Here is a 12,134-nt window from a genome sequence, read left to right on the forward strand (position 1 = left end):
GTCAGCCCATTTCCACCACATATTCCCCGTCGTCGGTGAACCCGGTGACGCGCTCACCCGACCCCATGAGCCCGCCGAGCACTTCCCGCAGCGCCAGCCGCCACGCGCGGGCCGCCTCCGGGTCCTCGCGGCGCAGCGTCTCGATGTCGTACGGTGTCGCCACCAGCACCACCGGCCCGTCGGCCAGGCCGATCACCGGCCGATTCCCGGCCACTTCCACCCCCCGCGTGTACGGCCCGGCGGACGGCTGCGGCGGGGACTCCGTCAGCCGCCAGACGGCGAGCAGCCGGTCGGAGGCGTCCCCCTCGTTGATCGCGTCGGCCATGACGCCGTAGAAGTCCTCCAAGTACCGCTCCGGCCGGGCGCCCAGCTTGGTCAGGTTGAACCGGGCGTTCCTGCGTACGAGCGGGTCGAAGGTCCAGGTGACCTTCTCCAGCCCGCGCTCCAGGCACCAGGCCCGCTGGTGCAGCTTGAGCGCGTAGCCGATGCCGCGCCCGATCACCGCCCCGGTCACGTGCGAGTGCAGCGTCCGGTCCGCCGCGAGGAAGCCCACCGAGGCCCCGACCAGCCGGTCGCCCTCGTACGCTCCGGCCACGTAGCCGCCCGTGTGGGCGAAGCCGATCATCAGCTCCACCGGCACGGGCGCGTTGCGCGGGTCGGGGTGCCAGATGTCGTCGTACAGCCGGTAGACCTCCTGGAAGTCGTGGATCTCGCGCAGCTCGCGGATCGTCACACCGGTCTTCTCGGCCGCCTCACGGGCGGCGGCCGCTTCCGCACTCGTCATTGCCGTTACTTACCCGCCGCCGGTCAGACCAGCCATTCCGGGGTGGTCGGCCGGTAGGCGGTGCGCGGCGGCCGGGCCGTCAAGCGGCAGTAGCCGGGCGATAGGCGGTGCGCGGCGATCGGGCCGTCAAGCGCCGGTAGAGCGTCGTGGGGCCGGGCCAGTTGTTGGTGACGCGGCCTTCGGCCGTCTTGTACCAGCTCTGGCAGCCGTTGCCCCACACCATCCGCGCCATCGCCGCGTCGAGCTGCCTGCTCCACGCCGCCATCGCCTCGGGCCGCACTTCGATCGGCCCCCGCTCCGAGAGGTACGGCAGGCAGGACATGATGTGGTTCACCTGGCATTCGATCATGAAGATGATCGAGTTGTGGCCCAGGTTCGTGTTCGGCCCGTACAGCAGGAACAGGTTCGGGAAGTCCGGCACCGAGATGCCCAGGTACGCCTCCGCCCCGCGCTTCCACCGCTCCCGCAGCGACCGGCCGCCCCGCCCCGAGACCTCCATCGGCGCGAGGAACTCGGTACTTCTGAACCCGGTGGCGTACACGATCGTGTCCACCTCGTACGGCCGATCGGCGGTCTCGATGCCCTTCGGCGTGATCCGTACGATCCGCTCCGTCGCCACCTCCACGTTCGGCCTGGTCAGGGCGGGATAGAAGGAGCTGTCGATGACGACCCGCTTGCAGCCCGGCGGGTAGTCAGGGGTGAGCTTGGCGCGCAGCGCCGGGTCGGGGACCTGGTCGCGGAGGTGGTCCAGAGCCCGCTTCTTGAGCAGGCCGACGCTCCAGCCCTGCGCCAGGGCGGGGTAGAGGGTGTTCTCGGCGTACCGGTAGAGCCACTCGCGGTAGGCGCGCTGGAGGCCGGGGACGAAGCGGAACGCCAGCCTGGTCAGGGGGCCGAAGGTGGCGTCGGGCTTGGGGATCACCCAGTTCGGGGTGCGCTGGAAGACGGTCAGGTGCTCGGCCTCGGCGGCGACGCGGGGGATGAGTTGGGCGGCCGACGAGCCGTTGCCGATCACCGCGACCCGCCTGCCGGTGAGATCGTGGTCATGGTTCCAGCGGGCGGAGTGGAAGGACGTGCCCTCGAAGTCTGACATTCCGGTTATGTCGGGGAGTTGGGGGCGGTTGAGCTGGCCGACGCTCATGACGACGACGTCGAAGGTCTCGGTGGTGCCGGCCGTACTGACCTGCCAGTGGGAGCCGTCGAAGACGGTGGCTTCGACCTCGCTGCCGAAGCGGATTTTTCGCCTGACGCCGTATTTATCGGCGCAGTGCTCTAGATAGGCGAGAATTTCGGGCTGTTCTGGGTAGCGGCGGGTCCAACTCACATATTTCTCGAAAGAGTACGAGTAAAGGTGCGACGGGATGTCGCAGCCCGCACCCGGATAGCTGTTGTCGCGCCAGGTGCCGCCCAGTCCGTCCGCCTTCTCGAAGACCGTGTAGGAGCCGATCCCGGCCCGTTCGAGCTGGATCGCCATGCACAATCCACCGAACCCCGCTCCGATGATCGCGATCCTGGGCGCCATGGCATCCTCCAGATGTCAGTGTCCACTTACGTTACGCCGAGCGTCGCGCGGACGACACCCCTCGCCGATCACGTACCGGGGCCGGGCGGCCGGTAGTCTGCGCAGGTGGCTGGAGTGACGCTGGCGGATGTGATCAAGGAGCTCGAGGCGGCCTACCCGCCCGCCCGAGCCGAATCCTGGGACGCGGTGGGCCTGGTCTGCGGAGACCCGGCGCAGGAGGTGCGGCGGGTGCTGTTCGCGGTCGACCCGGTCGCGGCCGTCGCCGCCGAGGCCGTCGAGTGGGGCGCCGACCTGATCGTCACCCACCATCCCCTCTACTTGCGCGGCACCACGAGCGTCGCCGCGACCACGCCCAAGGGCCGTCTGCTTCACAACCTGATAAAGAACGACATCGCCCTCTACACCGCCCACACCAACGCCGACGTGGCGAACCCCGGCGTCTCCGACGCCCTGGCCCGCGCCGTCGGCCTGACCGGCGATCTGGTCCCGCTGCGGCCGTTCCCCGACGATCCCTGGCGCGGGCTGGGGCGCATCGGCGAACTGCGGTCGGAGATGACGCTGGAGGAGTTCGCCGAGCGGGCGGCCGCTGGGCTGCCGGAGACCGCGCAGGGCATCCGCGTCGCCGGCGAGCTGTCCCGCCGCGTCACGCGCGTGGCCGTCAGCGGGGGAGCGGGCGATTCACTCCTCAGTACGGCGCGCGCCGCGGGAGTGGACGTGTTCCTCACCGCGGACCTGAGACACCATCCCACCAGCGAATTCATCGAGGAGGGCGGCCCCGCGCTGATCGACGCCGGGCACTGGGCCACCGAGTGGCCATGGCTCGACAGCGCCGCGTCCATCCTGGGTTCGAGTGGCGTTACCGTTGAGACGCGTGTCTCCGCCACGGTCACCGATGCTTGGACAAGAGGATATTGATCATGAAAGCAGCCCCCGAGGCCCAGAAACGACTGCTCGACCTGGCTGACGTTGACTCCGTGGTCGACCGGCTGGCGCACCGCCGCCGTACGATGCCGGAGCTGGCGGAGATCGACGAGCAGTCGAAGCGCTACGCCAAGCTCGCCACCGACGTGATCGGCGCCGAGACCGAGGCCGGCGACCTGGCCCGCGAGCAGGCCAAGGCCGAGAACGACGTCGACGCCGTCCGCAGCCGCGCCGACCGCGACCAGAAGCGGCTCGACTCCGGCGCCGTCAGCTCGCCGAAGGACCTGGCGAGTCTCCAGTCCGAGATCGCCTCCCTGCACAAGCGCCAGGGCGACCTCGAAGAGGTCGTGCTGGAGATCATGGAACGCCGCGAGGCCGCCGACAGCAAGGTCCTCGACCTGATCGCGCAGCGCGACGAGATCGCCGCCGCGCGCGCCGCCGCCGAGGACCGCCGCGACGCCCTGCTCGTCGACCTCGACAAGGAGGCGGGCGAGGCCCAGACCAGCCGCGCCGCCGTCGCCGCCGAGATCCCCGCCGACCTGCTCACGCTCTACACCAAGCTCAAGGACCAGTACGGCGTGGGCGCCGCCATGCTCAGGGGCGGCCGGTGCCAGGGCTGCAAGGTGGCCCTGTCGATCGCCGAGATGAACCGCATCAAGGCCGCGCCGCACGACGAGGTGCTGCGTTGCGAGGAGTGCCGCCGCATCCTCGTACGCACTCCAGAGTCAGGGCTATGACCTCCTACACCGTACGTACATCAGAGTCAGGGCTATGAGCTCCTACATCATCGAAGCGGACGGCGGCTCGCGCGGTAACCCCGGGCCCGCCGGCTACGGCGCCGTGGTCATGGACGCCACCGACCGCCAGGTGCTGGCGGAGGCGGCGGAGGCGATCGGCGTCACGACCAACAACGTGGCCGAATACCGGGGGCTGATCGCCGGTCTGACGTCGGTGCTGGCTGTTGGGGGCGAGGGCGCCCAGGTCGCGGTACGCATGGACTCCAAACTGGTCATCGAGCAGATGGCCGGCCGCTGGAAGATCAAGAACGAGGGCCTGCGCCCACTCGCCATGGAGGCCGGCAAACTGGCCAGACGGCTGCGGGTGACGGCGTGGACCTGGATCCCGCGCGACCAGAACCGGCACGCGGACCGCCTGGCCAACGAGGCGATGGACGCCGCGGCGAAGGGCCTGACCTGGAAGGCGGGCGGCGCGGCTGGCCCGGCCCTCACGGACTCGCCACCGCCCACGTCAGCCGACTCCGGAACCTCGGCCGACTCCGGAAACGTGGCTGACTCCGGCAACCTGGGCGGTTCCGGAACCCGGGGCGCCTCCGGAACCTCGGCCCGATCCCGATCTCGATCCTCATCCACGTCCACGTCCGCTCAACAGACGGACCTCCTGGACGTAGCAGGGGACATTTCCGACTTGTCAGCCCCTGCTGCCTCCCTGGCCACCACCCAGTTGACCACCAGCCAGCAGCGCGATCGTGGCACCGGCTGGGCCCCACCGACCCGAGTGGCGACCTCCCTGCTCCTGCTCCGCCACGGCGAGACCCCGCTCTCCGTCGACCGCCGCTTCTCCGGCCTGGGCGACGCCGAACTCACCGCCAAGGGCCTGGCCCAGGCATCGGCCGCCGCGGAGCGACTGTCCCGCGAGCCGTACCACCTGGACGTGATCGTCAGCTCCCCCCTCAAGCGCGCCCGGCAGACCGCGGAGGCGGTCGCCCAGCGCACAGGGCTCGCCGTGGAAGCGGACGACGACCTCAGGGAGGTCGATTTCGGCGCCTGGGAGGGCCACACGTTCACGGAGGTCCAGCGCGGCTGGCCCGCCGAACTGGCCGCCTGGCTCGCCGACCCGACCATCGCACCCCCGGACGGCGAGAGCTTCGAGGCCGTGGCGGAGCGCGTCAGGCGAGCGGAGGAGCGCCTGGTCGAGCGGTACGAGGGTCGGACGGTCCTGATTGTGTCGCACGTGACGCCCATCAAGACGCTACTGCGGTTCGCCCTGATGGCACCCCCGGAAGCGCTGTACCGCATGCACCTGGACCTGGCCTGCCTGTCGCTGATAGAGCACTACACGGACGGCCAGTCCGTGGTGAAATCCTTCAACGACACCTTTCACCTACGTTGACATCCCAGCGGAGCAGGCGGGACGACCGACTGAAGATCTACTGAGGTTTGATAAACTTCCAGCTAGACGAGTCGGCCGGGCGGCCGCGTCGGGCCCTTCACGGGCCCGCCGAGGAAGGTCCGGGCTCCACAGGGCAGGGTGGTCGGTAACGCCGACCCGGGGCGATCCGCGGGACAGTGCCACAGAAAGCAAACCGCCTCCAGATTTTTCTGGAGGTAAGGGTGAAACGGTGGTGTAAGAGACCACCAGCGCCCACGGTGACGTGGGCGGCTAGGTAAACCCCACCCGGAGCAAGGTCAAGAAGGGACGCTCTCCGGAGCGTCCCGCGCGCGACGTTCGAGGGCTGCCCGCCCGAGCCGCGCGGGTAGACCGCTTGAGGCCGCCGGCAACGACGGCCCTAGATGGATGGTCGCCCCTTCGTTCCGACGAAGGACAGAACCCGGCCTACAGGCCGACTCGTCTTCTAAAAGTCCATCTACCAGGCACAACAGCTAAGGAATGATCGCCAGTTCCGGCGTAGTTCCGCTAGCGGAATTGATCATGTTCTCGATGGCACCACGGCCTAGGTCCTCATCGCTCGGAAACAAATGGCCGTAGGTGTCCATTGTTTCGGCGATAGTCGCGTGACCTAGCCGAGTTTGGATGACCTTAGGGTTAAGGTTCGCAGCGATAAGCGTAGAAGCGTAAAAATGCCTCAGGTCATGGAATCTAGTTCCCTTGGGGAGTCCAGCTTTCTCTACGGCTAGTTGCCAGCGATCGTTAAAGCTAGACCGTTGTGTGAGCCCCTTAAGCCGGTTAGTGATGAGTACGTCATGTTCGCCGGTGCCGTACTTAGCGAGATGACGGTTAATCTCATCTAGGATTATGTCATCTACGGGAACGACTCGCTTAGATGCCTTGGTCTTAAGCTCTACCAGCTCTCCGTTCTGGATCTGTTGAACGATGTGAGCTTTCTTCCTGAGGAAGTCCACCCTAGCTAGGGTGAGTCCTCTTGCTTCTGCCGACCGCAGACCTAAGCCAGCACCTAGCCACACCGCTAGGCGGTATCGGTCGGTAATCGAGTCCGCTAGTGCGATGACTTGCTCTGCCGTTAGAGGTACGACTACGCGCGGCTCTATGTACGGCAGAGGGACACGACTGCAGGGGTTAGCCGCAATCACCTTGTCATCTACGGCAGCTTGCATAAGCGCGCGTAGGACAGAGAACACGGTGTGCGTGGTGGATGGGGCTAGCTTCGCACTGATCGCAGCTACGAAAGACTTCATGTCACTACGCTCTAGGCTTCCCATCTTTCGATTGCCCAGAAGCGGGAGGATGTGAGTCTTAAGGTGCTGCTCATAGAGCGTGTTGGAGTTTGTGCGCAGATGGACCTGCGAAGGTAACCACTTGGTTTCCGCGTACTCCTTAAGAAGCGTGTCCCCCTTCTTATAGTCGAAGTAGCGTCCCTCTAGCTGCGAAGCCTCCATTTTTGTGGCGTGAGCTTCAGCCGCAGTCTTGGTCGAAAAGGTCTGCGTCTTTTCTTTGCCATCGGGGCCTGTCCAGCAAGCAAGCCACCGATTAGCTTTAGGATTCCCGCCGTTCTTAGGGTTCTTAGGGGTAGGTTTCTTTACCGCCTTCCCATTCTGATCCCTAACTGCCGAAAACCACAGGTCCTTAACTCTGGCCATTAATCCCTCCTCTCGGATTGGAGATGCACTCAGTTCCGAGTGTAAGGCATGGTTCATAGCTCTGACCTGGGACGATAGGCTGAGTCGTACAGTAGGTGAGGCCACAAGCAGCGCTCTCACCTGGGAAGACACCGCAGTAGAGATCCAAATCGCCGGAACGGCTAATTGATCTTACCCCGGAGAAATTCCTCCCTGACCTGCGGATTTGGAATTTCAGGGAAACGTCTATAACATTTCGGTCACGGCCGTTCGATGCACCTATTGATCATGGAGTGATCCCGCATGGATGAACAGCATTTAACCATTGAGGAGTTGGCTAAGCGCTTAAGGGTTCCTGTGAAGACCATTTATAACTGGAACCATTTAGGTACTGGTCCGAAGCGCATGCAGTTTGGCCGGACAGTGCGTTACAAGCTTAGTGACGTAGTAGCTTGGGAGAGTCAGCATTATGCGGAAGCGCGGTAACCCACACGCTACCCCTTAGGGCCTCGACCGATAATGCAATACGGTTAGCATGCGACCCGATGGTCTTATGTGGTCATCCTCTGACCGCATAACGATATGAGAAGACACTCCGACCGCTTAAGTAATACGGTCATCCGGTCCATGACCTATCGCTACGCCAGTTGACAACTTGATAGAGGATGATATGGGCGAGACCTGTGTACCTTGAAAAGGCCAACCGAGAAACCTGGAAGAAGAGAGCTGTAGTCGAAAATGCGTAGGCGCATACTATGTTGCAGGACACACTAACCAATACACAGCAGAGCGACCAAGAGCAGAAGATAGTCAAGCTTGAAAAGCTACTAGCAGAGCTTATTGATACTGAGACTCCCACAGGGCTTATCACCTATAACGGCATGATGGCTTTGTATGAGTCGTATATCCGGACCTACGATTAACAAGACATACAAAGAGCCCCCAACCTTGCCGGGTTGGGGGCTCTCATCCGTACGCCGCTCACTCAGGAGCACCTACGGAAAGGGGATCGTTTAGCAACTATGAGAGAGAGTGGCATTGACTGTCGAGAACGTCAAATTAAAAGCGGCGTTAGTCTACGCCCATGTTTGGCGACTCGCGATCTTCCCCCTTCACGACATGGCCGATGGCACGTGTTCATGCGGGGAAGAGTGCGGGAGAGGTGGGAAGCACCCACGTATTGCGGGGTGGCAGAAGGAAGCCACTACCAGCGAGCGGAAGATCCGGCGTTGGTGGGATCACTGGCCTAACGCCAATATAGGCATCCCCACGGGAGACGCTAACGGCCTGTTCGTCCTTGATGCGGATAACCAAGAAGGCTTAGACGAGCTTGTCTCTCTAATCGGGGAACTACCTGCACCCACCACCGTTAGCGCTAGGGGCCTGCCTCACTACTGGTTTAGGTTCCCTGAGGGTGCCGACATGACTAACCGGCGTGGCCGTCTTCCCTTAGGCATAGACGTTCGGGGTAATGGTGGCTATGTGGTTGCTCCCCCGAGCGTAAGCCATAGAGGGGAATATCGATGGAGTACGGACTACGTCATTGAGCTAGCCGAACCACCCGAAAAGCTGCTGGACCTATTAAAGCCTGCCCAGAATGAGAAGAAGCTAGTAGACCCCAATACTGTTACATGGTATGACGCTCTGCCAAATGATCTGAGGGGGCGCGTAGCCGACTACGTTGCAAATGCGATAGATGCCGAGATGCATAAGATTGAGCTATTAGGTTGCGACGATGAGTGGGATAATGAAAGCTTCAAAATCGATTGCAATCTCGTAGAGCTGGATATAGCACCTTGGAGTCCGGGAATACCAGATTTAGAGGATCGGATTCTCAAGGCCAATGCTGGCAAGTATGACAATGAAGGTTGGACCGAAACCAGGGTCCTGAAAAAACTCGAAAGCGCTCGTAAGAAAGTACTCTCTACCGGGCAAACTCGACCTGAGCCTGATTGGTTAGTGGAAGCTCTCAGGCAACAGACCAATAATGGGCCCGTCGTTGAACTAAGCGCTTTCTCGGATATCAAGGCAACGCCACTCGAATGGTATGAAGAACCTTGGTTACCCGTAAAGGGCTTACGGGGTTTGGCAGGCCCCCCGGATACAGGTAAGTCAACAATGTTCATCCATGAGATGGCGAAGCTAACAACCGGGGGGTATGGGAAGCCACCCATAAGCGTTATCTACCTCTTCAAGGAAGATGACGAGAGCGTTGTTAAAGCCAGATTGAAACTGGCGGGCGCGGACCTTAGCAAGGTCTACAGCATGAAGATTCGCGAAAAGCTAGACGAGATGAGCTATACGCGCGATGTCATGCTCAAGGAAGACTTGAAGCGTTTGGAGCAAGAACTCAAACGACACTCTGAAATCAAGGCTATATACATAGATCCTGGTAATAGCTTCCTGGGGATCAATGAAGACAAGGACGGAAGCTCAGAGATTCGAGCAACATTAGAACGCGTCCAACACTTCGCTAGGACAAATGAAATCCTCATGTGTGTCATGAAGCATACCCGTAAGGACAGCAAGGACTTAGATAAGCTACCGGTTCCTAGCCTGATCTCGGGCTACCAAGCATGGTCGGAAGTTATTCGCATCTTCCCCATCCTGTGGCCAGTCAATGAGAAGCTTCACGACAAGCTAGGTCTAGACCCCTTTCATGACAGAACCAATCTCATTATGCTGCGCGGCAAGAACAACTATGCCCCCCACGGGTTGCGGGCGCAACAGTATCGCATTGATGCCGAAAGCCTGATGATGGATGATGCCCAATTCCAAAACGTCACCCGACTTGAATACTTAGGTACCGATGCCAATATTACTCAAGAGAAGTTCCAAGACTCTAAGGGAGAGACGCAGGAAGAACAAAAGAGCAGAGAGAAACAAGGGAACAAGACTGATGAGTTCCTACGCGAAACCCTGGTGGCATCACTACTCAGGAAAGTCGTCATCGAGCTATACGAAAAGAAGGACATCGGTACTGTGAGAACACTTAAGAATCGCGCTAAGGCGCTTGGGGTGCCATCCACTCCTGTACCGGGGTCAAATGAGGTCATGTGGGGCCCTCTGTAACCCTCCTACACCGGGGCCGACACTCGGGGAGGCAGACGGCGCACAGCTCAAGGGGAAACCAGGGGGTAGGGGGTGTGTGTGGGACTTTCCCCTTTCCCTTCCCAGGTCAGAGCATGGGGAAGGTTTCCCCTTGAGAGGGAAAGAGGGGAAAGGGGAAAGGGGGGAAACACCCCCCGGTACCTCGCTTTCCCCGACTCCCATCGCCCAGGCTCCCCGGCTCGTTCCCCATACACATATATGCCTGCATATCCAAAAGGAGGATAAGCAATGCCAGATCCAGAGTACACGGATTTCGACAATGACCCATTAAGAGCAGTGGCTAAAGGCCGGCCTGCATCTAATAGGTATAACCATTATGGCCTTAATCGCTTGGCTAATCCAGTAGAGGGGGTGTCATGGGATATCAGCCGGTATAGCGATACTGAGATTAGGGAGCTTATGGAGGTACTGGATAAGCAAGCACAGGGCCTATTGGTCACTCGTAGGCGGCGTCATGCCGAAGCACTGCACGGCCTTATGATCTCCCTCGGCGATGCATTGAAATCTAGGGAGGTTAAGTATGAAGCAATCCAGAGTGACCCTGCAATGCCTCCCGATTGGGTTACGGCTATCGCCTGCCTACCGCTTGAGGATAAGCGACCCTCGCCCGAGGTTCCCGTGTTAGGAGATGAGAGCAGTGGCTGATCCTAACCGCAATGGAAAACCGTATCGCGACTTACGCGAGAGGTTGAAGGGAAGCCATCGAGGAGCAACCTGCCACATCTGCCAGAAGCCTATTGATATGACGTTGGCTTGGCCAGACAAGATGTCTTGGTCTATGGACCACCTTGTTCCGCTAAGCCTTGGCGGAAAGAATGTCTTTGAAAACGTCGCATCCTCTCATCTAAGCTGTAACAGCAGGCGCGGAAAGGAGATATTGGGTGTAGCAAATAGAGATGCCGATGGTAGATGGTTGGGAACGAGAGATTGGTAGTCGGGGGGTATAGGGGGTAGGGCTGTGACGGGTTGAAGGATCACCTCTAAGAGACCCCGCCATCTCCTTTTATACACACTAAGGCCATGAGGCAATCTTGGTTAATGGATTAATGAACGTCAGGCGACCGTTAATGGTCCTCATCTATATGTTGGCATTCAATCGCCATGCAGTGGTGAGCACCATACCGGCCTGGGAATGGCCCTCAGCAGGCGATTCTCTAGAATCTTGCGGGCTGCGCCAAGAATTCTTCCGCAAGCGGCGGGAGTTCGGCTAGAGTATTCCCATCGGCTCAGGTGCGCCGGACAGTTCAGTTCCCTGACAAGTCCACTCATCTGGGCCTTCCACTTGGAGGGTCGGGCAATCGCCCGCTTCAAAGTCTCCCTAGTTCTTATGGCCAGGCAAGTGCCGCATAAAGAACCCCTGCCGACCATAACGCCAGGCAGCCGCCGGTTATGAGAAGCGAATCAATCTAGGGATTTGGATAATGTTAGAGCAGGAAATGTCCCTTGTTGTGGGCAACCTTCTTAGGTCCACACTGCAAACGCGGGATGACGGAACCCCTGTTGTTCAGCACACCTTAGAGTCCATGTCCTCTACTGAGCGTGAGAAGCTTCACACCTACTTAATGGGTCGCGTCGGACTTATGCGCGGTTACGACCGTAGGTCTAAGACTCAGGATGAGGAGCTAAAGCAGCTTGAGGCTTTAGACCGCGACGTCCTAGGCGCTGAGCGGGATCACCTCCGTAACCTTATCGGTGGGTCGCTTAGTCGCGGTGATGCTGGGCTGGGTGCAAATGGAGCCGGAACCGTTGAGCTTGATAGCGGTTATCGAATTGAGTCTGGTACGTCTCTTTATGGGACCGGTGACAAGCCTTCCCGGTATTCCGGGACTCCCCTTGGCCGTTCGCCTTATGCCGCCTCCCACGATCTTCGGGATAAGGCGCTACGGGCAGTCGAACGGGTAGAGGGCTGCGCCGATGAGGTTAAGCATAGGGCTGTCAAGGTTCTCGATTCCGCTAAGGGTGTCGAGCTTAACGCCTTTAGCCGATGGGTTGAGGTTAGTGCCGATCCCGACTACGAACGGGC

The 12,134-nt window shown here is 60.8% G+C and carries 10 protein-coding genes and 1 other RNA gene; 8 read left to right on the plus strand and 3 right to left on the minus strand.

Going from position 1 to position 12,134, the window contains the following annotated elements; translation table 11 throughout:
* Position 1 precedes the first annotated feature (1 nt).
* Together ACGFJ2_RS38925 and ACGFJ2_RS38930 are read right to left on the minus strand one after the other, a co-directional pair.
* On the minus strand, positions 2-784 hold the full coding sequence (locus ACGFJ2_RS38925; protein WP_357940666.1) for a GNAT family N-acetyltransferase: 783 nt from the start codon (positions 782-784) through the stop codon (positions 2-4).
* Between the two features lie 79 nt (positions 785-863).
* The gene (locus tag ACGFJ2_RS38930) at positions 864-2,303 is read right to left on the minus strand and encodes a flavin-containing monooxygenase (protein WP_393477107.1); all 1,440 of its coding nucleotides are present in this window, start codon (positions 2,301-2,303) and stop codon (positions 864-866) included.
* A gap of 114 nt (positions 2,304-2,417) precedes the next feature.
* On the opposite strand from ACGFJ2_RS38930, the gene ACGFJ2_RS38935 reads away from it, so the two are divergent.
* The 4 genes from ACGFJ2_RS38935 (at position 2,418) to rnpB (ending at position 5,817) form a co-directional block, all read left to right on the plus strand.
* Positions 2,418-3,218 carry a Nif3-like dinuclear metal center hexameric protein gene (locus ACGFJ2_RS38935; RefSeq protein ID WP_393477156.1) on the plus strand — a complete coding sequence of 267 codons (801 nt, stop codon included), beginning with the start codon at positions 2,418-2,420 and terminating at the stop codon, positions 3,216-3,218.
* A 2-nt stretch (positions 3,219-3,220) separates the two neighbouring features.
* Positions 3,221-3,961: a C4-type zinc ribbon domain-containing protein gene (locus ACGFJ2_RS38940; protein WP_357940670.1), complete on the plus strand. Its 741-nt coding sequence runs from the start codon at positions 3,221-3,223 to the stop codon at positions 3,959-3,961.
* A gap of 34 nt (positions 3,962-3,995) precedes the next feature.
* Positions 3,996-5,354 (plus strand): bifunctional RNase H/acid phosphatase, encoded by a 1,359-nt coding sequence (locus ACGFJ2_RS38945; RefSeq protein ID WP_393477111.1) that lies wholly within the window; start codon positions 3,996-3,998, stop codon positions 5,352-5,354.
* Between the two features lie 67 nt (positions 5,355-5,421).
* Positions 5,422-5,817: RNase P RNA component class A (gene rnpB / locus ACGFJ2_RS38950), an RNA gene on the plus strand.
* Between the two features lie 28 nt (positions 5,818-5,845).
* Here the strand turns inward: rnpB and ACGFJ2_RS38955 are convergent.
* Positions 5,846-7,021 carry a tyrosine-type recombinase/integrase gene (locus ACGFJ2_RS38955; RefSeq protein WP_393477114.1) on the minus strand — a complete coding sequence of 392 codons (1,176 nt, stop codon included), beginning with the start codon at positions 7,019-7,021 and terminating at the stop codon, positions 5,846-5,848.
* Between the two features lie 282 nt (positions 7,022-7,303).
* Between ACGFJ2_RS38955 and ACGFJ2_RS38960 the strand changes: the two genes are divergently transcribed.
* The 4 genes from ACGFJ2_RS38960 to ACGFJ2_RS38975 form a co-directional block, all read left to right on the plus strand.
* On the plus strand, positions 7,304-7,486 hold the full coding sequence (locus tag ACGFJ2_RS38960; RefSeq protein WP_393477117.1) for a helix-turn-helix transcriptional regulator: 183 nt from the start codon (positions 7,304-7,306) through the stop codon (positions 7,484-7,486).
* Positions 7,487-8,032: 546 nt separating this feature from the next.
* Complete coding sequence (locus ACGFJ2_RS38965) at positions 8,033-10,072, plus strand: bifunctional DNA primase/polymerase (RefSeq protein ID WP_393477120.1); 2,040 nt, start codon at positions 8,033-8,035, stop codon at positions 10,070-10,072.
* A 667-nt stretch (positions 10,073-10,739) separates the two neighbouring features.
* Positions 10,740-11,045, plus strand: a complete 306-nt coding sequence (locus ACGFJ2_RS38970; protein ID WP_393477123.1) for an HNH endonuclease — start codon at positions 10,740-10,742, stop codon at positions 11,043-11,045.
* Between the two features lie 589 nt (positions 11,046-11,634).
* Positions 11,635-12,134, plus strand: a 500-nt coding sequence (locus ACGFJ2_RS38975; RefSeq protein WP_393477126.1) for a hypothetical protein, incomplete at its 3' end; no start/stop codon positions are given.

The sequence above is a fragment of the Nonomuraea sp. NPDC049028 genome, assembly GCF_043197735.1.
Taxonomy (GTDB): Bacteria; Actinomycetota; Actinomycetes; order Streptosporangiales; family Streptosporangiaceae; genus Nonomuraea.